The organism is Pontibacter brevis (assembly GCF_054779655.1).
In genome coordinates this window covers 113,740-136,296 of record NZ_BAAGXV010000027.1, presented here as the reverse complement: position 1 = coordinate 136,296, position 22,557 = coordinate 113,740, and the positions used below count along the sequence as shown (strand labels likewise).

Here is a 22,557-nt window from a genome sequence, read left to right as displayed (position 1 = left end):
AGAAAGCAGGACATCCCCCTTTACGAAAAACCAAAGCGGCGTAAAGGGGGATAATGCTTAAAACTAAATTGGTGCCTGAAACACATTGTTAATTTGTATTAATAAGAAATTATATATGAAAAAATTTTATAATACAAGGCTACTCTTGCTCTTATGCCTGGTACTGTCATTCGGAATACTAGCATCATGCGACAACAACGAAGAAGTTGATCCGGCAGGAGGGCAGGTGCAGTTGTTAAGCTTTGGCCCTAGTGGAGTACAGCATGGAGAGGAAATACGGTTTATAGGTCATAACCTCAACAAGGTTGAAGCCATTGAGTTTGCAGGAGTAACTGTTCCTAAAGCCAGCTTTATTGAGCATACTCCCAAGTTAATCAGGGTTATGGTGCCTCAGGAAGCAGAGGAGGGGCGTGTTACGCTGAAAACGAATACTGGAGAAGATGTTGTTTCAAAAACAGTTTTAAGCTTCCAGGTTCCGGTTACGGTTAACTCTGTTACAGAAGAAGCACGCCCGGGCGAAAACATTACCATTACGGGTAATTATTTAAACTGGGTGAGAGAGGTTGTATTCGAAGGTGCTACTGTAACTGAGTTTGTAAGCCAGAGCATGAGCGAGCTGGTGCTTCAGGTACCGATGGAGGCCCGTACAGGAAAGATGACTATCATGACTGGAGGAACAGAACCTTTAGCTATAGAAATGGAGCAAAACTTTATCGTTACGCTGCCTTCTATTACAGGCCTGGCCCCTAACCCTGTAGAGCGCGAATCTAACCTGACAATTACAGGCGCTAACCTGGATCTGGTAAGAAGCATTAAGTTTGCAGGTGTAACAGATCCTGTAACAGAGTTTGTAAGCCAGAATGCTACGCAGCTTGTTGTAGTGGTTCCTGCTGAAGCAGGTAATGGTGTCGTGACGCTGGTAGCACCTTCAGGTGTGGAGGTTGAGTCTTCGGAAATACTGCGAATGGCAGGAAACCTGCCTCCGTTGGCACCACTCCCTTACGTGCTGTATGATGATGCAAGAGGCACTGGTTGGGATAACTGGGGCTGGGGAGGTCCAACAGTATGGAACAGTACAGAAAGGGTAAGACAAGGAGAGTATGCAGCAAAGAAAACCTATGATGGCAGCTACGATGCTATCCGGTGGCACAACAATACTGCTTTATCTACCTCTGGGTATTCAGAACTTACCTTCTCTGTTTATGGTGGTCCTGGTACAAATGGTAAAAACATGCAACTTGTCATCAACGAAGTTTGGGGTTCACCATATGTGTTCCCTATTGTGGAAGGAGAGTGGACAACCTATAACATTCCATTGTCGGAGCTGGGAAATCCTGCTACAATCGGTGATGTCCTGTTCCAGTCTGCCGGATGGGCTGGAGTAGTGCACTACGACCATGTTGGGTTTAAATAAAAATAATCCTGATACCAAAATAAACGAGCCCCTGCAAATTTGCAGGGGCTCGTTTATTACCAGGGGTTTAGCTTTTCCCACCTTCTCACTGTTTTTGCAGGATGTCTAAAGATTCTATTAAAAGCTTCGGGACTTGCAAAGGGTAAAAAATACTTTAGCTGTACAAATCATAGTTAACGCACTGACATGAAACATTCTTACATAGGTATACTTTGTTTGCTGCTTACGGTCTTTTTCGCTCCACAGGCTTATGCCCAGAAATATGAAGCTGAAAATGCCACCCTTGCCGGAGGGGCAACGAAGATAGTATGCGCCAGTTGTTCAGGTGGAGGTGCTGTAGAGCAGAGGGAGGGCAGCCTCACTTTTTCCGTCACAGTACCTGCAGAAGGATTTTACAGCCTCTATCTAAGGGCTGCGGCTCCTTCAGGAGATAAAATCAACAAACTGGAGATAGGAGGAAACACCTTGGACTTCTCGCTAAAGCAAAGCACACAGTACAGTACACTTAAGCTGGTTAGCGCGCAAAAGATGCAGGCCGGGCAACACCAGTTAAAGATTACCAAGTCCTGGGGGTGGATTGATATCGACTATATAGAATTTGAAAGAGTACCTGACTCAGACAGGTTCAACCTGAACCAGACGCTCGTTACTGCGAACCCTACGGCGGAGGCCAAAGCCCTATATGATTTCCTGCTCGACAATTATGGAGATAAGATTATTTCTGGAGCTATGACACTGGACAGCTTTGATGAAGCTATTTGGTTAAAGGAGCAGACAGGCAAAGAGCCCGCTTTGTTGGGAATCGACTTTATGCACAGTGGCAGGGGCTATACCTGGTACAATGACAAAACTCCCATCAACGACGCGAAAACCTGGTACAACCGGAATGGTATTCCTGCCCTGATGTGGCACTGGCGTGACCCTTCCCGCACAACTGAAGCATTTTACACCAGAAACAATTCTAAACCAGACGGTACCGCTTTCGATGTTTCCAGGATTTCAGACCCCGCCTCAGTAGAATATGCAGCCATGCTGGCAGATATTGATTATGTGGCCGGTTTACTCAAAGAACTGCAGGACCAGAACGTTCCCGTGATATGGAGACCGCTGCACGAAGCGGCAGGTGGTTGGTTCTGGTGGGGAGCCAAAGGACCCGCTCCTCTTAAAGCACTGTGGCACATCATGTACGACCGCATGGTAAACCACCACGGCCTGCGCAACCTCATCTGGGTATGGACAAGAGAACCCAACGATGATGCGTGGTATCCTGGCGATGAATATGTGGATATTGTTGGTCGGGATATATACAAAGAGGGCGATCATGGTTCGCAGACGCTGGAGTTCAGTGACATGAACAACCGGTATGGCGGCAAAAAAATGTTGGCACTGAGTGAGGTTGGCTCTATACCAGATGTAGATAATTTGATAGAGGATGGTGCGGCCTGGTTGTGGTTTATGCCGTGGTACAGGGAATACACCCGCGACAGTAGGCACAACTCTCTGGCCTTGTGGAGAAAGATGTTTGCCCATGAGTATGTGATTACGCTGGATGAGATGCCACAGTTAAGCACCTATGAAAGGCAGGACCCCGTTACTGAACCTGCCGAACCCACAGGGCTTTGGGACAACAAAAACGAGAAACCAGCATTCGTCGCGTATCCTACCCTTGTGTTAAAGGACCTAAACATAAGCAGTGAACGGAGAATAGAAACAGTTACTGTTTATAACGTGCAGGGAAAACGGGTAAAGCAGCAAAATGTAGGAGGAACGACTGCGACTGTCTCGTTCGCCGACCTCATACCAGGTGTATACCTTGTGAAGACAAACCAGAATGGGGCAGCGGTGAAAGTAATGAAGAACTGATGGTACACAGGAAGCAATTTTACCTTATTTAAAGGCCCCGCCATGTTGTTCCCCATTTTACTGACGAAATTTTAAACTTGTTCTGGAATTAATTAAGGTATGTAACCGGATTGGGCAGAGGCATAAATATAGAGAACAAGGGCGAGCGCACTCGCGGTACAGGCTTTTAAAAAGATAAGGCAGGATGTAGTCTCTAAAGCGCACAAAGTACTAAAGGTGCCGTAACCTTCTTCCTGTATTTAGTTGCCCCTCTCAAACAGGCAGGATCTTTTATGTTCCTCAAATGAAATCAATACTTCTATTGGACTTAAAAATCAGTTTTTTGTGTTAGCATGCTTAGTGCTGGAGGGCCTGAATTGAAGGCCTTGCAGGAATGTGCTACTTTCTTTACTTTTAGTTTCCCTTATACAGAAGAATGCAGTTTTTTAAGAAGTCAGGTCTTTTTCATTTTTTCATGCTTACTGCTTTTTTAGCAGGTTGCCAGGAGAATGAAATAAAGGATGAAGCAGGTGCGTCGCAGGTGGCACAGACCCCTGCTGAGACGATGTTCAGTTTATTGCCGGCTGAAAAAACCAATATCAGCTTCAGCAATACCATACAGGAAAACCCATACGGTAACATCCTGGCCTACCAGTATTTCTACAACGGTGGCGGTGTAGCTATCGGCGACATCAACAACGATGGACTACAGGATATTTATTTCTCCGGAAATATGGTGGCTAACCGCCTCTACCTGAACAAGGGTAACATGCAGTTTGAAGATATTACGATGCAGGCAGGGGTGGCCGGCCGGGGAAACAACTGGAAAACCGGTGTCACCATGGCCGATGTGAATGGAGACGGACTGCTGGACGTGTATCTCTGTTACTCCGGGAACATGCCTCCTGAGGCAAGGGCAAACCAGCTTTTCATAAACCAGGGACCTGATGCTAGCGGAGTTCCTGCTTTTCTGGAGCAGGGGCAGGAGTATGGCCTGGCTGATGCCTCTTTCAGTACTGGTGCCAGTTTCTTTGATTACGACCGCGATGGAGACCTGGACATGTTCCTGCTCAATCATAACCCCACCACTTTCCGGAACCTGGATGACATCAGCATACAGGATATTTTGAAGAAAAAGGAGCCGGAAATGCGGGTGAAGCTTTACAGAAACGACAACGGCAAGTTTGCCGATGTGTCTGATAAAGCAGGCTTTGCCGGTTCGGCATTTACCTATGGCCTTGGCGCCGGAATAGCAGATATCAACAACGACGGCTGGCTGGATATCTACATCTCGAACGATTATTCGGCGCCGGATTATCTGTATATCAACAACGGCAACGGCACCTTCACAGATAAAATCAACCAGAGCATCGGGCATACCTCCCTGTACTCAATGGGGAACGACATAGCGGACGTCAACAACGACGGTTTGCTGGATATATACACCCTCGATATGCTGCCGGAGGACAATAAAAGACAGAAGCTGTTGTTCTCCCCGGACAACTACGAGTACTTCAACCTTTTTGTAAATGCGGGATTCAACCCCCAGTACATGCGCAATATGTTGCAAGTAAACAACGGGGATGGCACTTTCAGTGAAGTGGGGCAACTGGCTGGTATCTCCAATACAGATTGGAGCTGGGCACCCTTGTTTGCCGATTATGATAACGACGGCTGGAAAGACCTTTTTATATCGAATGGCTTCCTGCGCGATTTCACCAACCTGGACTTTATCAAGTACAGGAGCTCCTATTTCCAAAGTGTAGGCAACGGTGGAGGACCAAAAGCAATCCTGGACCTGGTGAATAAAATCCCATCCTCTAACGTCAACAACTACATCTACAAGAACAACGGCGGCCTGACCTTCACCAACAAGGGCACGGACTGGGGGGTTAACTTTACTTCTAACAGCAACGGTGCTTCCTATGCAGATCTGGACAACGATGGCGACCTTGACCTAGTCGTCAACAACATCAACAAACCTGCTTTCATTTATCAGAATAAAGCTAACAAGTTGCTGAAGCACAACTACCTGCAGGTGAAATTGCAGGGAAGCGGTAAAAATATGCTGGGAGTTGGTGCTAAAGTGATGCTGTATAAGAACAACATGCAGCAGTACCAGGAACAAATGCCTTCAAGGGGTTACCAGTCAAACGTGTCGCCGGTGCTGCACTTTGGTGTAGGGCAGGAGGCTACCGTGGACTCTTTGCGTGTGGTTTGGCAGAGCGGGAAACAGCAAGTGCTACAGGATGTAAAGACAAATCAGGTGCTGGTGCTGGAAGAGAAAGACGCCACCGCTACCTACCGTTATCCTAAAGCCAACACTGCCCCTGCTTTAGAAGAAGTAAAGTCGACGTTATTGTTCACACATCAGAAAAATGCGGTAAACGATTTTAAGCGCCAGCCCCTGCTCGTGAACCCCATGTCTTTCTCTGGCCCGGCTTTGGTGAAAGCAGATGTAAACGGCGATGACTTAGAGGATGTATTTGTAGGAGGCGCTGCAGGCCAGGCTGGAGCACTTTACCTGCAGCAAAATGGCGGACGATTTGCTGCAAAGGCAACTGCAGCATTTGAGGCCGATAAAGCAAGCCAGGATGTGGATGCCCTGTTCTTTGACGCGAATGGTGATGGTAAAGCAGATTTATATGTGAGCAGTGGAGGCTACGACAATTTCGCACCAGAAGATGCTGCGCTACAGGACCGCCTTTACCTAAACGATGGCAAGGGCAATTTTACAAAAGCTGCTGGCGCTTTACCCAAAATGCTGACCAGTAGCAGCAGCGCCCGTGCTGCCGACATAAACGGTGACGGCCACCTGGATTTGTTTGTGGGAGGGCGTGTGATACCGGGACGCTATCCGGAACTGCCAAGAAGCTACGTGTTGCTGAACGACGGCAACGGTAAGTTCAAGGATGCAACCGTTTCTGTAGCGCCTGCCTTACAGCAGGTAGGCATGGTGTCGGATGCTGCCTGGCATGATCTGGATGGAGACAACAAGCCTGAACTGCTCGTAGTAGGGGAGTGGATGCCGGTAACAGTATTCAAAAACAAAAACGGAAAACTGAATGATGCCACGGAAGCCTATTTCAGCAAGAAGTACAGTGGCTGGTGGAATAAACTGGTGGTTGAAGATTTCAACCAGGATGGGAAGCCGGATCTGCTGATAGGAAATATGGGGCTGAACTCTCAGGTAAAAGCCTCAGACAGCCAACTGGCAGAACTTTATTATAAAGACTTTGATGACAATGGCTCTGTAGACCCCATCCTGACGTTCCACATCAAAGGGCAAAGCTACCCTTATGTAACCCGCGACGAGTTGCAGGAACAGGTGAGCATGATGCGTACGCGTTTTGCGAGTTACGAGAGTTATGCCGATGCGACCCTGCGGGAAATCTTTACATCGGAGGAACTCAACGGGGCAAAGGCTTTGTCTGCTAATTACTTGCAAACAGCTTATTTTGAGAGCACTGCGAGTGGGAAGTTTGTAGAAAAGTTTCTTCCGGTAGAGGCACAATTTGCGCCGGTTTATGCCATCCACCCGTTTGACTATAACAAGGACGGCAAACTGGATGTGCTTCTGGCCGGGAATATGAACCAGGCACGGCTGCGCTTCGGAAAGTACGATGCCAGCTACGGAGTGCTGCTGCAGGGTGATGGTAAAGGAAACTTTTCCTATATTCCTCAAACCAAATCCGGTCTTCGGGTAAAAGGAGATGTCAGAAGTATACTTCCTGTTAACAATACCTTGTTGTTTGGGGTGAACCAGCAGGATATAAAAGCATACAAAATCAAATAGCCATGAGAAACTTACTGTCTTTCGTTTTTGTACTGATGCTCATGTTTGGCTGTAAAGAGCGGGAGGAGTCCCTGCCTGCATTTAAGAGCCAGCACATTAGCGAAGTGATAGCCGAAATGACAGACATCATGGTGAACGATGTCACCAATCCACCCTTGGCGGCACGCTTTTTTTCTTATGCCACGCTGGCCGGCTATGAGGTGATGGCCCAGAACGACAGCAGCCGCCAGAGCATGTACGGCTTTCTGAATGAATACCCGAAGATAGAGAAGCCTGCCGGACTCACTGGTTACTCCCCTGAGCTAAGCGCACTGTTAGCCATAATGGAAACGGCTAAAAAAATGCAGCCCTCCGGCGCGTTGTTAGATGCTTATGAGCAGCAGTTTCTTGATTCTTTGCGTCATGCGGGTGTTTCGGAGGCTATCGTTGCAAACTCGCTTGCCTATGCAGAGGCAGTCAGCAAAGACATACTGGCCTATGCCAAAGCTGATAAGTATAACCGTATCAGCAATTATGCCCGTTATACTCCATCAGAGGTAGAAGGTACCTGGCATCCGACGCCGCCGGGCTTTTTTGCTCCTGTAGAGCCTTATTTCAACACGGTGCGCTCCTTCACCCTTGATACCTGTGCGCAGTTCCAGCCTGTGCCGCCGGTTGCTTTTTCAAAAGACAAGAGCTCTGAGTTTTATACGATGCTGCAGCAGTGCCAGCAGAAGGGAGCAGATAACCTGACAGAAGATGAGAAAGCGATTGCCGCTTTCTGGGATTGTAATCCTTTTGCCTTGCAGGACAACGGGCACCTGATGGTGGGCATGAAAAAGATATCTCCCGGTGCACACTGGCTGGGTATTACCGGCATTGCCTGCCAGCAGGCAAACAAGAGCTTCTCTGAAGCCATGGAGATAAACACTATGGTATCTGTTGCCCTGATGGATGGCTTCATCTCTTGCTGGGACGAGAAATTCAGAAGCAACCGTATTCGCCCTGAAACCGCCATCCGCAAGTACATGGTCACTTCCTGGAAGCCTTTCCTGCAGACACCTCCTTTCCCCGAATACCTGAGCGGCCATTCTACAATCTCCTCTGCTTCGGCAGTCGTGCTGACGCATTATTTTGGCGACAGTTTTAAGTATGCCGATACGGTGGAAGTGCGCTACGGCTTACCGGCGCGTGAATTTGAATCTTTCCAGCAGGCAGCCATCGAAGCCGGTATCTCCCGCTTTTACGGTGGTATTCATTTTATGGACGCCATCGATAACGGCCGTACCCAGGGGCTTCAGGTAGGAGAGTGGGTGCTTCGCAAAACCGGTAAAGCGCCCGCTGCCGAAAAAGGCGCTATTGTACAGAAGTAGCGCTTGCGGAAGTGTGCAGCCATTGCCACTGTTGTCTCAGATAAAGGGGTAAGCATTTCTTTTCTGCTGCTCATCCCGGGCATCTTTGTCCAAATGCTACCTGCTGTGAGGCATCCTTTTCCAGTCTGCTAGTCCTCCCAACATCCGGTTACAATATCAACAACAGCAACCGATAGGTGATGCATGGCCTGGGAAAACAGCAATATGTTGTTTCTCCCCTAATAGTCTTCTTCCTGGCCTTGTTTTCTGCAGCAAATGCAGCACTTAACACCTCAGGTACATATTTGAAACATTCTGTACCCTCCATACCGGGGCACTATGCTTACCTTAGCAGTGTAAGATTAAGCAATTACTCATCAAAGAAATAACCTATGAGATTATCAATTTTTACAAAAGTTATATGTGGCGTGTCTGCTGCTTTCCTGTTTTCCTGCGCCGGCTCGCAGCAGGAAGCAGGCACAGCAGAAGTGCAGCAGCAAGTAACGGACAGCATACGCCTGAACCAGGTGGGCTTTTACCCGAATGCACCTAAAATGGCTGTGGTGGTAGGCGAGTTGCCGGACGGAGAATTCCATGTTAAAACCGCTGACCTTCAGGAAACAGTTTATACCGGCCAGTTGTCAGCCACCAAAGCCGGAGAGTTCTCTAACAGGCCGACCCGTGTGGCGGATTTCTCTGACTTCAGAGAGTCTGGAAGCTTTGTGCTGGTAATACCTGGCCTTGGACGCTCTTATGCGTTCGAGATAGGAAAAGATGTGCACAAAGATGCTGCAGCTGCCTCAGTTAAAGGGTTCTATTACCAGCGTATGTCTACGGATCTGCCAGAGCAATATGCAGGCAAGTGGGCCCGCGCAGCTGGCCACCCGGACAATGAGGTGCTGATCCACCCTTCTGCTGCTTCGGCGCAGCGTCCTGCCGGGTCAACGATTTCTGCCCCACGGGGTTGGTACGATGCCGGTGACTATAACAAGTATATTGTAAACTCCGGCATCAGTATGGGTACGCTTTTTTCTGCCTATGAAGACTTTCCTGAGTTTTACAAAAACCTGGAGTTAAACATCCCGGAAAGCGGCAACAGTGTGCCTGATATTCTGGATGAAGCGCTTTGGAACCTCCGCTGGATGATGGCCATGCAGGACCCACAAGATGGTGGCGTTTATAACAAGCTCACAAACCCGAACTTCGACGGCATGGTGATGCCTGCCGAGGCAACCAATCCGCGTTATGTAGTGCAGAAAGGAACGGCAGCTACCCTGGATTTTGCCGCTGTGATGGCACAGGCAAGCCGTGTTTTCCGGGGCTACGAAAATGAACTTCCCGGATTGGCGGATTCTGCCCTGGTAGCCGCAGTAAAGGCGTGGAGTTGGGCACAGAAGAACCCTGACATGGATTATGACCAGAATGCCATGAACAAGCAATTCCAGCCGGAGATTACGACAGGTGCCTATGGCGATAAGGATTACAGCGACGAATTTATATGGGCTGCTGCAGAATTATATGCCACCACCAAACAGGACTCCTACTATAAGGCAGTAAACATGCTTCCTGATAACAAGATGCCTTTGCCATCATGGCCACAGGTGCGTTTGCTAGGCTACTACACCCTGAACCGCTTTGGTAATGAGTTAACTCCTGTTGCGAAGAAAGACCTGCCGGAGATAAAGAAGCGCCTCATCTCTTTTGCAGATGAATTGATGGATGGCGCAAATTCACGCACTTACAGAACCGTGATGGGTAAAACCGAGGCGGATTATATCTGGGGCAGCAGCTCTGTAGCAGCAAACCAGGGCATAGCCCTAATCCAGGCCTACCAGCTGACAGATGACAAGAAATACCTGTATGCCGCCATCTCTAACCTCGATTACCTCTTAGGCCGCAATGCCACCGGATACTCTTTTCTTACAGGCTTTGGTGAGAAATCAGTAATGAAGCCTCACCACCGCCCATCTGTTGCGGATGGCATTGAAGAGCCTGTTCCAGGTTTGTTATCAGGCGGCACAAACGCAAGAGCAGACAAGCAGGACAAGTGTACGACATATCAGTCTACTTTTGCGGATGAGATGTTTACAGACGATGACTGCTCGTACGCCTCCAATGAAATAGCCATCAATTGGAACGCACCTTTTGTGTATCTGGCAGGTGCCATAGAGGCACTCCAGGACAGGGCCGCGCTATAAGGCAGCACCGCTAAAAGAAAGAGGCCTCACCCTGTCAAGGGGTGAGGCCTCTTTCTTTTAGCGTGTACGCTGTTGTGTTAGTTTGCGTATACTTCTTCTGTACTTCCACATTTCAGCATTTGCTCGCCGAAGTAAGGGTTGCGGATTTCTTCGTTCGAGCTAAGCCAGTAAGCGCCCTGGTTGTTCATGGCCATTGGGCAGTGCTGGTAGTATAAGGTTTGGTCGGCAGCATCAAAAGCTTTGGCCATTGAGAACACAGACTCTGATAAAAGCTCAAAATTCTCACGCTGAGCCTCCAGGTCATTTGCTTCGGCAATTTTAGTCGCGCTGCTCACTACCTCTTCTCTCTTTTCCTCTGCATAGGCTTTTTCGTCACCAGTCAATGTCGCCACTGGCATCGCTTTGGCAATTTCCAGTACTTCGTTGGCAGATGCCTTGGCAGCACTGGCATCAGAAGCTACTAAGGCATCTTTCATGATCATGTACTGGCTTACCAGCTGCGAAATCTGCGTTTTCATTGACTCGGCTACATTGCTGTAATCAGGAGTTTCTACTACTACATTGGATGTCTGTACAGCGCCGGTTTGTGCCGCTTCTGTGTTTTCTACTGCTGCGGTTTCTGTTGTTTCGGTTGTGTTCTCAGAACAGGCCGAGAAAGTGAAGGCAGCTACAACGGCTGCTGCGAAAAATGTCTTTTTCATGATTGTTAGTTATAATAGAGTTATTAGATTTTATTCATTCAATAGTTAAGGAACATCTGAACATTGAGCAACCCAGTAGCATGTCGCTGTCAAATTTAAAGGGACTCCTCTTATTCTTTACTCAAAATTCAGTCATTCAAAATTAATGGTTATGCCCTGCCATGGGATTTGCGCCTTTCTTCAGCACAAACTCGCTATAAAGTAAATACGCGCCGGAGGTAACAACTTTTTCGTTTTCTTTCAATCCGTTCAAGATGGCCACATTTTCTGCGCTTTCCTCCCCCAGCGTGACCATGCGGGCCTGAAAAGTATTTTTGCCCGTTTGTACCCATACATGGCTGCCACTTTCGTCGCGGATCACAGCATCGGTAGGTACTGCCAGTGTAGATCCATTTTTACCGGGGAGCACCACACGTACCTGCATACCGGGCAGGTACTGGTCATCTGCATTAGGCAGCTCCGCGCGAAGCACTGTCACCTGGCTGCCTTGCCTCAGTTCGGGGCTGATGAAGGTTACCCGAGCAGGTACTGGTTCTGCTGCAAAGCCTTCCACGGCTACCTGCACCACGTCACCAATCTGCACATTGGCTACCTCCTGTGGATACAGTTCAGCCTCTACCCAGATTTTATTCAGCTTCCCCAGCCTGTACAGCACTGCTCCTTCTGTAACATACTGCCCCTCTGCTGCGGCTATATCTGTTACCACGCCCGACGATGGTGCCACAAAGGTAACACGTGCATCTAAATTCTCGTTTCTGCCCAGGTTCCTGATTTGTGCTTCTGTCAGGCCAAACAACAGGAGCTTTTTTCTGGCTGATTCCAGAATAGAGACGAAACGAGGATTCTCAGCGCCAAGTTCCTGGTTTTGCCTATAGGCAAGGAGGTATTCCCGTTGTAGTGTCAGGAGCTCTTCAGAGTATATTTCGTACAAAGGCTGGCCTTTTTGCACTTGTAATCCTGTTTCTTTGATGAATAAGCGTTCAATGCGGCCTGTCACCCTGCTGCTTATCACATCGGTCTGCGTTTCATCTAGTACGAGACGACCCGTTAAGATGGAGTTGCTGGACACATCGGCATATTTGATGCGTCTCGTTTTAATATTGCCAAGCGTTATCTGGTTCTCGCTCAGCATCAATTCCCCACTGTCTTTCCCGGACTGCGACACAGGCACCAGGTCCATGTGGCAGATGGGGCAAATGCTGGGCTCATTCTGCACAACCTGCGGGTGCATGGGGCAGGTATAGGTCGTCCCCTCCGCATGTGCGTGCTCTTTTTCAGAACAGGCGCTGACAGCGACGAGCAGCAGCAGGAAGAGTATGTTCAGGTATCTTTTCATATTGTTTTAATTTTGAATAACTGAACTTTGAATGATTGAATAATCATGTTTTCCTATTCAGAAGTCAGTTATTCAATTATTCAAAATTTACTTTCACAAAGCTTTCACTGTCTACCAGGAATTGGGCATTAGCGGCAATTCTGTCGTTCTGCTCCAACCCTTCTACTACTTGTACTCGGATTCCCTCTGTGGTTCCTACCCTAACGGCCACAGGTTTATAGACTCCGTTTTCCTGTTTAAAAGCGACAGACCTTGTTCCAATATCCAGCACCGCCGTACGCGGTACCCATAGAGCAGGGGCAGTGGTGTACGAAGCTTCGGCCGACACCAATTGTCCTACACGGGCCAGGTTTTGCTCTCCCGGCAGGTATACCCTTACTTTTGCAAAATTCTCACCAGCTTCGTAATATGGCTGCAGGAAATCTACCTGGGCCTCCAGTTTTTCGCCTGGTAATTGCGGAAAAGTGATTTGTACAGGAGCACCTTTGGCAATGGCGCTTATCTCTCCGGCGGGTATATTGAACTCGGCCCAAAGCTGGTTTGGGTTTACCACTCGGAAAAGGAGCTGTCCTGCGCTTACATACATGCCCTTGCGCAGTTGTATCTCCTGCCCGGCAGCTGGCATGCTGCCCGGAGTGTTAGTGCCGGCGCCTGCAGTACTACCACTCATGCCGTTCATGCCTCCGCCTGCACCGGCAGACGACCTGATGCTCGCGGTGCCAGGTACTGCGGATGGTGCCGTTGTGTTCAAACCTATCACGTAGCCGTCGTAGGGGCTGTGGATGGCAAAGGTGTAGCTAGCCTCGCCGGTGCGAATCAGGCGGTTGATTTGCGCATCAGTAGCACCTAACAGCTGTAGCCGCTGCCTGGCTGACGCTATCAAAGCCTTATCTTCGGGAGCACTATTCACCAGGTAGAGCAGCTCTTTCTGAGCAGTAATCAGATCGGGGCTATAGATTTCCATCAGTTTCTGCCCCTTGCTTATCGGCTGGAAGTTGTACTTCACGTACAGGTTTTCGATGCGGCCACCTACGCGTGCAGGGATAGAATACACCCGGCGCTCGTCGTAGGTGATAATGCCCTCCATCTGCACGAACGCTTCTACTGCCTTCTGCTCCGGCGTAATAGTCGCCACATCCGAAATGATTGTTTCGTTTGTTGGCTGTAATAAAAAAGATAGGTCGTCTGTTATGACGACTGCCTCACCACCTGTTACCGACTGGGGCACCAGGTCCATATGGCAGATAGGGCAGGTGCCAGGCTCGTTCTGCACAATTTGCGGGTGCATGGGGCAGGTATAGGTCGTTCCCTCCGCGTGCTCATGCTCTTTTTCAGAGCAGGCGCTGACAGCGAAGAACAGCAGCAGGAAGAGTATGTTCAGGTATCTTTTCATATTGTTTTAATTTTGAATAACTGAATTTTGAATGATTGAATAATCATGTTTTCCTATTCAGAAGTCAGTTATTCAATTATTCAAAATTCATTTCTCTATCTCCCGCTCATAGTCCACAGCCAGCAGGTAGAGCTCCTGCAGGTTGTTCAGGTACTCCATCTGGGCCATGTTCAGGGCTTCCCAGGCGTCAATCACCTCGGGTAGCTGCGCGTTGTTTTCTTCGTAGGCGATCATGGTCACATCGTAGTTCTTTTTAAGTGCAGGTATGATTTTGGTGTTATAGTTCTCTACCTGCTCACGCTTGGCATTCAGTTCTAAAGCCATGGAGCGCACCATTCCCTGTGCCTCGTTTACTATGGCTGCCCGTTCCCGCTGCATGGCCTCAATCTCCAGGTTCATGGCCTTTGTGTTGGCTTTGTACATTTTAGACGACCAGGGAGCGATGGGAATCGTCACCATACCCATCGCCGTGTACATGCTGGGCATCATGGTGTTGCGGGGCGTCATGTGGTTAAAACTCACCCGAAAATCAGGCTTGCGCTCCAGCCGTTCCTGCTCCACGTTCAGCCGCATCGACTGAATGGTTCTGTCTATCCGGCGGATGTCACTGCGGTTGTCGTTAAGGTAAGTGGTGTCTACTGCCAGTGCTACCGGTTCAGGTATGCTGGTAACCGTGTCGATGCGGAAGGTCTGGTCCTCGGGCAGGTTCATGAGGATGTTGAGCTGCACGTTCTTCTGGACAATCTCGTTTCGCGTCATCAGCTGCATGTTCTCTACCTCGTGCAGGCGCGCCTCTGCTTTGTAGATACTGCCTAATCTGCCCTGGCTATACGGGTAGCGCACGCGGGCAAGCTTCAGCATGAACTCCATGATGCGCTCACTGTCCTGCAGTACATCCAGTTTCTTCTCCAGCACTACCCAGCTATAATAAGTAGCTTTGGCCTGTGCCTTGAGCTGGTTGTATACAGCATCGGCATTGGCTTGCTCAATGGCAGCTCTGGAGTTCATGTACTCCTGCCGGGCACGCTGCTTGGCAGGGTTCGGAATTTCCTGCTCAGCAGAAAGCATATAGGAACCTTCGCGCTCATCGCGCTCCACATCCTGGCCCGGGTAGGGCGTCATAAACATACCTGCGCCCACCATAGGAGCCATCCAGCCTGTAGCACCTTCTGCGTAGGCGTCCATGGCCTGCGCCCGGTAATCATACTGCTGCAGCATGGGGTTGTCGCGGCGTATCGTCTGCAGCATGTTGTCTAATGACAGGGGCTGTTGCTGGGCGGCGGAAGGGTTGCTTCCGAGCAGCAGGAACAGACCAGCAAGAGCAACTTTAAAATAGCCCCCTGCTTTCTTCAAAGAAGGGCTTCTCCAATTATGTCTCTTAATGCTTAACATCGTATATCTCCAGTTTTCCGTGTTTCTTTAATTCGTACTCTTTTGTCATCTCAAATACCACCGGTGTTACCAGCAGAATGTGAATAGAGGAGGTAAACACACCGCCAATCATTGGCAGCACAATGGGGAGCATCACGTCGGTACCAACACCTGTGGCCCATAACACCGGAATCAGACCAAACAGGGCAACCGACACCGTCATGATCTTAGGGCGAAGGCGCTTGGCTGCTCCCATAAATACATAATCGCGAATGTCCTGTTTGGTGATGGTAGCTGCAGAGTTGCCTTTTACATCCACCAACTCTTTCATTGCCTCGTTCAGGTATACCACCATCACCATGGCTGTTTCGATGGCCAGACCAAAAAGTGCGATGAAGCCCACGGCCACGGCAACGGAAAGGTTTACACCATAGAAGTACACAATGAACACGCCGCCTACCAGGGCAAAAGGAATGGTTATCAGGTTGAGCAGGGCCTCTTTCAAAGACTTAAAAGAAATATACAGAATCAGGAAGATGATGACCAGCACTAAAGGGATGATGATCTGAAGTGTCTGCGTGGCCCGTACCTGGTTTTCCCACTGGCCGCTCCACTCAAGGTAGTATCCCTCTGGTATATTTTCCACCTCTGCGTTAATCTTTTCCATGGCCTCTTCCACGGTGCTGCCCACGTCCCGGTCGCGGACATTGAAAAGCACGGCTCCACGCAGCTGCGCATTCTCAGAGTTTATCATCGGCGGGCCATCTGTAAACCGAATGTTTGCCACCGACGACAAAGGAATAGTGCCGGCAGCACCTGTCTGCAGCGGGATGCGCTGAATGCGCTCTATGCTGTTACGGTACTCCTGCGCCAGCCTGACATTAATAGAAAAGCGTTCGCGGCCTTCGATGGTGTTGCCGATACTGGCTCCGCCCAGCGCTGACTCTATGGTCATGTTCACATCATCCACCGTCAGGCCGTAGCGTCCTAAAGCCTCTCTGTTGATGTCAATTTCCATGTACTTGCCGCCGGTAATCGGCTCCACGTACAGGTCTTTCACGCCCGGTACTGCCTCCAGTGCCGACTTCACCCTTTCAGACACTACGTAAACAGAGTCCAGGTTCTGGCCATACACCTTCACACCCACATCGGTCCGGATACCCGTGGCCAGCATGTTGATGCGGTTGATGATAGGCTGGGTCCAGCCGTTTACCACGCCCGGAATCTGCAGCTTCTCGTCCAGTTCCTGCACAATATCCTTTTTTGTGATACCCTCGCGCCATTCCGACTGTGGTTTTAGCATGATAATGGTTTCGATCATGCTGATAGGGGAGTTATCGGTTGCTGTGTTGGCACGACCTGCTTTCCCCAGTACCTGGTCAACCTCCGGCACCGACTTAATAATCTTGTCCTGCACCTGCAAAATGCGCTTTGCTTCGGCGTTAGAGACATCGGGCAGCGTAACAGGCATAAAGAGGATAGAACCTTCATTCAGCGGGGGCATAAATTCGGTACCAAGGCTTAGCAGCATCGGGATTGATACCAGCAGCGCCAGGATGTTGATGCCAATAGTAGTTTTGCGCCATTTCAGGCACCATTTCAGCACCGGCCCATACACCCGCTCCATACCCCGGTTAATCGGGTTGGTATTATCCTCCTTTAATTTGCCTTTCAGGAAAAAGGAGATAAGCACAGGCGTCAGCGTAATCGCCACGATGGCATCTACAATGAGGATGAACGTCTTCGTCCAGGCCAGGGGGCTAAAGAGCTTCCCTTCCTGGCCCGTCAGCAAGAACACCGGCAGGAAGGAGGTAATCACAATCACAGTACTCCAGAACACGCTGGGCCCAACCTGCTTGGAGGCTTTTTCTATAATTCGGAGCCTTGTTTCTTTATCTAAGATCATTTTTCCAATTTTGAATAATTGAATTTTGAATAACTGAATGTTATTTCGTCGTATTCTTCCTGGCCCGTGCCATTACCGATACTATTTCAGTTGATTCTTTCATTAAGTGTTTCACCGCCTCCTTTGTAGTTGTTTCTGATTCTTCTAATAGCTCAAGCCAGAACAGTGTCTCATCAGCCTCTTCAATGACAATACTGATTTTTGAATAAAACTCTGCAGATGATCTGGCGCGGCAGGCGGCTCTGTAATTAGCGGCAACTGAAGTGGCTGATCTTAGCAGCTGTCGCTTCATAATGAGAGCTTCTTCCGTTTTGGGAAGCGTTTTAGAGAAACGAATCACATCTATCGCTAACCGTTTGGTACGTTTCTGAAACTGCTCTATAAATTCTTTCCTGTCCAGGTCCATCTTATTCAGTTATTCAAAATTCAGTTATTCAAAATTGGCTACTCCTCTTCCATCCACTTCTTCCCCTGTGCTGCGGCTGCCAGATGCCTGTAGGAGTTCTCCACCATTACAATGGCATCATCCACAATCACACCTATAGAGAGCGCAATACCGGTGAGGGACATGATGTTGGAGGAGATGCCGAAAGCGTTGAGCAGGATAAAGCCGATGGCAATGGAAAGCGGCAACTGAATCATGATGATAAGCGCACTGCGCCAGTGGAAGAGAAAGAGAAACACCACAATAGAGGCCACAATCATTTCTTCTATAAGCGTGTTCCGGACAGAGGCGATGCTTTCATTTATCAGGCCGCTGCGGTCGTAGACAATGTTGAAATCCACACCCTCCGGTAAGCCTTTGGATACCTCGGCCATTTTCTCCTTCACATTCTCAATCACCTCCTCTGCATTCTCCCCGTAGCGCATCACCACGATGCCACCCACAGCCTCTCCTTCGCCATTCAGGTCGAAGATGCCGAGGCGGCTCTCGCCCGTCATCTGTACCGTTGCCACATCCCGCACCCGAACAGGAATCGTGTTATTGGTGGTGACGGCGATGTTCTCAATCTCTTCTGCAGACTTGAGGTAGCCGGTGGTTTTGATGATGTAGCCGATATCAGACCGCTCGAATTTGCGGCCACCAGCCTCGTTGTTGTTGGCCCGCACCGCCTGTATGACCTGCGGAACGGTGAGGTTATAGTAGGTGAGCTTGTTCGGGTCTACTGTTACCTGGTACTGCTTCTGGAAACCTCCGAAGGAGGCCACCTCGCTCACCCCATCCACATTTTGCAAGGCAAACTTCACATACCAGTCCTGTATAGCCCGTTGCTCTCCCAGGTCCATGCCGGGGGCATCGAGGGTATACCATAGTATATGGCCTACACCCGTTCCGTCAGGGCCCAGCGTTGGTGTGGCTCCCTCTGGCAGTATATTGCCGACAGAGTTCAGGCGCTCCAGCACCCTTGAGCGGGCCCAGTAGACATCGGTGTCATCCTCGAAAATGATGTAGATGAAGCTCATGCCGAACATGGAGGTGCCGCGCACATACTTCACATCAGGCAGGCCCTGCAGGTTCGTCACCAACGGGTAGGTTACCTGGTCCTCTATAATTTGCGGGCTGCGGCCCATCCACTCGGTAAAAACGATGACCTGGTTCTCTGACAAGTCAGGAATGGCATCTATTTTATTTGTTTGTACTGAATACACGCCCCAACCAAACAGGAAAGCCGATAGCAACAGCACGACAAAGCGGTTGCGGAGCGAAAAAGAAATTAATTTCTCAATCATGGAAATGATGTTCTAAGCCTATACAGGAAGTATAATGTGCCGCAGAGGAGCGGCAGATGCAAGAGGTGCGCATGCAGGAATACATGCACAAGAGCGGCTACAGGATGTGTACAGACACACCTGTGTTCAGCCTGCCATAGCAGTACCTAAACTGTAAGGGTTATAGAAGGAAAGACTGCACCAGCACAGGAATGTCGCGGGCGAGTGGGGGAGACGCGTAACGGGCGTAAGTCGGTTGAATAGCGGCCTCAGGGGCAAACAGCTGTAGGACAACGGCTTGTACGGCGGCTATAAATTTAATGTCGAGGGCTTTGTTGAGCGTAACCGTATCATGCTCCGAAGTGGCATCTGTACGCTCTACAATTACTTTATGATCCTCGCAGCAGGTCTTGTTATCTGCTTTTTTCTCCAGAGGGGAATGGCATGGCGGCAGTTCTTTCTGCTGCTTTTGCTCCATCGGGCAATCTGCTGCGGCACCAAACAAGGTCACATCACGCAACTCACCGCCACATATATGCATACCCACAGCCATACCCGTCGAGGAGACGAGCACCAACAGTGTAAGGGTAAGCAAAATAATTTGGCGGTACAGTTTCATGTTTTTGTTACAGGTTGTACAAAGGTAATATAGAAGCGTAAAGATATGTTACACAATTCCGGTAAAGTTTTACAAAAATCTTTTTACCTGCTTCATAAGCCTTTGTGGCTGATGGTATAACAACAGAAGGCGTGAAAAGTTCTGTTACCAGCACTACACAGTTTAGCCTTTGTCGCTGAAGGCCGGGTAGAGCGTCATACCACCGTCCACGTAAATAGTGGTGCCTGTAATATAGTCTGCCTCGTCCGTTGCCAGCCACACAGCCACTTTCGCAATATCTTCGGGCTCCCCAATGCGGCCATAGGGTATCAGCGAGAGCATATCTTTGCGTCCCTGTTCGGTGCTCCACACATCCTCGTTTATAGCGGTTTTGATGGCTCCCGGAGAAATGCCATTTACCCTGATTTTGTGACTGGCCAGTTCCTGTGCCAGCGTTTTCATCAGCATCTGTACACCGCCTTTAGCTGTCGCATAATTCACATGGCCTGCCCAGGGAATGATATCATGCACTGAGCTGATAAAGATGATATGGCCCGCGGCGTGTTTCTCCTCCGGCTTCACCTTGCGTTTCACAAACTCTTTAGCCGCTGCCTGTGCGCATAGGAAATTACCGGTCAGGTTGGTGCTGATAACCTTGTTCCAATCCTCTAACGACATGTCCAGGAAGTTATCGTCGCGCTGTATCCCAGCGTTGCTTACCAGAATATCCAGCGTACCAAAGTTATCAATTGCAGCCTTCATTAGCTTTTCCACGTCATCAGGATTGGCAACATCCGCCTGCACCACCACAGCCTTGCTGCCAGCTCTTTCTATCTTACCCTTTAACTCCTGCGCTGATTCCTCATTCGAGTTGTAGTTGATAACTACCTTGGCCCCGGCCTGTCCCATTGCCAATGCTATGCCTTCTCCGATTCCAGAACTAGAGCCGGTAACAAGGGCCACCTTGCCTTCCAGTCGTTTGTTTTCCATAGTATAATGCTTATTATTCTTTTGATACATAGCCAATCAAAGCACTTTATCTTCCCCTGGCTTTTGATTCATATGAGTATACCAGTATTTGCGGAAGAGGTTGTACCACTTGAGTAGCGGTTGTACCACTTGAGTAGCGGTTGTGGCAGGCTTGCGAGGGGAACAGGTGAAAGCTTTAACGTCTGAGATGCTTTGATGGCAGGGGAGATGCTTAGAGGATTTACTTCTATAACATAGTTACAGCAGGTAAAGCAAGTGGTTGGAATATTGAGTTTGTAAAGCCGTTGTAGTCATCTTTTTCTGTTGTGTGGGAAGTGAATGATGTGTATTTGTATTTAAAATTCCTGATATTAGGTAATCCTTTACATCGGTCATATGTGGCTTCATGTATCAAATACCTGTTTGTATCCCTGTTACATTGATGGGCATAACTAAAAAGTCAATGATTCTGGTCTTTTCTAAAACGTTGCTGTTCTGGTTCGCTGTTGCCTGCTGCATTTCGGCTGCCCGGACACAGGACACTCACATGAGCACTTACTGCAACCCGCTCAATATTGACTATACCTATGCGGTGTATGATGCCCACAGGGATATTTCGTACCGCTCGGGTGCCGATCCTGCTGTGGTTGAATTCAGGAATGAGTATTACATGTTTGTGACCCGATCCATGGGCTACTGGTACTCGACTGATTTGCAGAACTGGACGTTCATCAGCCCGGAGAAGTGGTATTTTGAAGGCTCTAATGCGCCGGCAGCACACAACTATAAAGACTCTGTGCTCTATGTGGCCGGCAATCCGTCCGGCTCTATGAACGTTCTATACACCGACAGTCCAAAAAAGGAGACTGGAAAGCGACACCGGCGATTTTGAACGACCTGCAGGATCCGGACCTGTTTATTGACGATGAAGGGCAGGCTTATATGTTCTGGGGTTCCTCCAACACCTACCCCATTCGGGTAAAGAAACTGGATAGGAAGAACCGGTTTAAGCCTTCCGAAGAAACAGTAGAACTCTTTAAACTGGATGGAAAGAAGCACGGCTGGGAACGCTTTGGAGAAAACCATTCTGACACGGTGCTGGCTGGCTATATGGAAGGGCCGTGGCTGACTAAGCACAACGGGAAGTATTACCTGCAGTATGCTGCCCCAGGCACAGAGTTCAACGTGTATGGCGATGGATTCGAATACGTACTTCGGGGATTATCCTCATTATGCACCAGCTGTTCCGGGTAAAATGGGGAATTTGCCGGATGGATGCTGCTGTCTTACAAGAAACCTGTTACAGCTTCTTCTACGCTGGAGGGGTTTAGCCCCGGGAACATGGTAGATGAAAGTATCAAATCTTTTTGGGTGGCGGCGGAAAACAATGATCAGCAGTGGGTGCAGGTTGACCTTCTGAAGCCGGGGAAAGTGTATGCTGTTCAGGTAAATTACCACGACTACAAATCCGACCTCTACGGCAAAGTGCCGGGGCTGTACCACCGGTATGTGATAGAGGGTTCTATGGACGGAAAGAACTGGCAGACCCTGGTAGACAGAAAAGATAATTATAAGGATGTGCCTAACGATTATGTTGAGATTGCCTCTCCACAGACAGTGCGTTACATCCGTTATCAGAACTTACACGCGCCTACTACAAATCTGGCTATCTCCGGGTTGCGTGTATTCGGCCTTGGGCAGGGTAAGGCACCCTCACGTGTGAAGGGCCTGAAAGTAAAACGTCCACAGGATCGCCGGGATGCCGTACTTACCTGGGACAGGCAGCCAACTGCACAGGGGTACCAGGTGCTGTGGGGTATAGCACCGGATAAACTATACAGTTCCTGGATGGTGTACGATGACAATTCTCTGAACCTGAAAAGCCTGTCAGTTGACCCGGCTTACTATTTTTCTGTGGAGGCTTTCAACGAGAATGGTGTGTCAGAAAGAACGAAAGTCGTGAAGGTTGAGTAAGCAAAAGTAAAAAATGCC

17 protein-coding genes are annotated in these 22,557 nt (G+C 49.2%); 8 read left to right on the top strand and 9 right to left on the bottom strand.

All coding sequences use genetic code 11. The features are described 5' to 3' along the window. The first annotated feature begins 115 nt into the window (after positions 1-115). The 5 genes from ACYVB1_RS08405 to ACYVB1_RS08385 all read left to right on the top strand — a co-directional run bounded on the left by ACYVB1_RS08405 (position 116) and on the right by ACYVB1_RS08385 (position 10,581). Entirely contained in the window at positions 116-1,414 is a 1,299-nt protein-coding gene (locus tag ACYVB1_RS08405; protein ID WP_460922734.1) for an IPT/TIG domain-containing protein, read from the top strand. Between the two features lie 186 nt (positions 1,415-1,600). Then, positions 1,601-3,277, top strand: coding sequence for a glycosyl hydrolase (locus tag ACYVB1_RS08400; RefSeq protein WP_460922732.1), 1,677 nt, complete (start codon positions 1,601-1,603; stop codon positions 3,275-3,277). 415 nt (positions 3,278-3,692) lie between these two features. Then, positions 3,693-7,052, top strand: a complete 3,360-nt coding sequence (locus tag ACYVB1_RS08395; RefSeq protein ID WP_460922729.1) for a VCBS repeat-containing protein — start codon at positions 3,693-3,695, stop codon at positions 7,050-7,052. 2 nt (positions 7,053-7,054) lie between these two features. Beyond that, positions 7,055-8,404 carry a vanadium-dependent haloperoxidase gene (locus ACYVB1_RS08390; RefSeq protein ID WP_460922726.1) on the top strand — a complete coding sequence of 450 codons (1,350 nt, stop codon included), beginning with the start codon at positions 7,055-7,057 and terminating at the stop codon, positions 8,402-8,404. Between the two features lie 371 nt (positions 8,405-8,775). Further along, positions 8,776-10,581, top strand: coding sequence for a glycoside hydrolase family 9 protein (locus tag ACYVB1_RS08385; protein WP_460922723.1), 1,806 nt, complete (start codon positions 8,776-8,778; stop codon positions 10,579-10,581). Positions 10,582-10,658: 77 nt separating this feature from the next. Here the strand turns inward: ACYVB1_RS08385 and ACYVB1_RS08380 are convergent, their stop codons facing one another. From ACYVB1_RS08380 to ACYVB1_RS08340, 9 genes are all read right to left on the bottom strand, one after another. After that, positions 10,659-11,282 (bottom strand): DUF3347 domain-containing protein, encoded by a 624-nt coding sequence (locus ACYVB1_RS08380; protein WP_460922720.1) that lies wholly within the window; start codon positions 11,280-11,282, stop codon positions 10,659-10,661. A gap of 142 nt (positions 11,283-11,424) precedes the next feature. Then, positions 11,425-12,618 carry an efflux RND transporter periplasmic adaptor subunit gene (locus tag ACYVB1_RS08375; RefSeq protein WP_460922717.1) on the bottom strand — a complete coding sequence of 398 codons (1,194 nt, stop codon included), beginning with the start codon at positions 12,616-12,618 and terminating at the stop codon, positions 11,425-11,427. Positions 12,619-12,694: 76 nt separating this feature from the next. Next, positions 12,695-14,011: an efflux RND transporter periplasmic adaptor subunit gene (locus ACYVB1_RS08370; protein ID WP_460922714.1), complete on the bottom strand. Its 1,317-nt coding sequence runs from the start codon at positions 14,009-14,011 to the stop codon at positions 12,695-12,697. Positions 14,012-14,098: 87 nt separating this feature from the next. Beyond that, positions 14,099-15,364, bottom strand: coding sequence for a TolC family protein (locus ACYVB1_RS08365; protein WP_460922711.1), 1,266 nt, complete (start codon positions 15,362-15,364; stop codon positions 14,099-14,101). Between the two features lie 25 nt (positions 15,365-15,389). After that, on the bottom strand, positions 15,390-17,288 hold the full coding sequence (locus tag ACYVB1_RS08360; protein WP_460922708.1) for an efflux RND transporter permease subunit: 1,899 nt from the start codon (positions 17,286-17,288) through the stop codon (positions 15,390-15,392). 40 nt (positions 17,289-17,328) lie between these two features. Next, on the bottom strand, positions 17,329-17,694 hold the full coding sequence (locus ACYVB1_RS08355) for a four helix bundle protein (protein ID WP_460922705.1): 366 nt from the start codon (positions 17,692-17,694) through the stop codon (positions 17,329-17,331). 38 nt (positions 17,695-17,732) lie between these two features. Next, positions 17,733-19,019 carry an efflux RND transporter permease subunit gene (locus ACYVB1_RS08350; protein WP_460922702.1) on the bottom strand — a complete coding sequence of 429 codons (1,287 nt, stop codon included), beginning with the start codon at positions 19,017-19,019 and terminating at the stop codon, positions 17,733-17,735. 160 nt (positions 19,020-19,179) lie between these two features. After that, positions 19,180-19,617 (bottom strand): HYC_CC_PP family protein, encoded by a 438-nt coding sequence (locus tag ACYVB1_RS08345; RefSeq protein ID WP_460922699.1) that lies wholly within the window; start codon positions 19,615-19,617, stop codon positions 19,180-19,182. 162 nt (positions 19,618-19,779) lie between these two features. Continuing rightward, positions 19,780-20,586, bottom strand: coding sequence for an SDR family oxidoreductase (locus ACYVB1_RS08340; RefSeq protein ID WP_460922697.1), 807 nt, complete (start codon positions 20,584-20,586; stop codon positions 19,780-19,782). A 442-nt stretch (positions 20,587-21,028) separates the two neighbouring features. Here ACYVB1_RS08340 and ACYVB1_RS08335 point away from each other — a divergent pair, with 442 nt between their 5' ends. The 3 genes from ACYVB1_RS08335 to ACYVB1_RS08325 are packed head-to-tail and all read left to right on the top strand — an operon-like array spanning position 21,029 to position 22,539. Then, on the top strand, positions 21,029-21,457 hold the full coding sequence (locus ACYVB1_RS08335) for a hypothetical protein (protein WP_460922694.1): 429 nt from the start codon (positions 21,029-21,031) through the stop codon (positions 21,455-21,457). Then, entirely contained in the window at positions 21,454-21,819 is a 366-nt protein-coding gene (locus ACYVB1_RS08330) for a family 43 glycosylhydrolase (protein ID WP_460922691.1), read from the top strand. Before ACYVB1_RS08335 ends, ACYVB1_RS08330 begins: the two co-directional genes overlap by 4 nt. 21 nt (positions 21,820-21,840) lie before the next feature. Next, positions 21,841-22,539 carry a discoidin domain-containing protein gene (locus ACYVB1_RS08325; RefSeq protein ID WP_460922688.1) on the top strand — a complete coding sequence of 233 codons (699 nt, stop codon included), beginning with the start codon at positions 21,841-21,843 and terminating at the stop codon, positions 22,537-22,539. Positions 22,540-22,557: the final 18 nt, after the last annotated feature.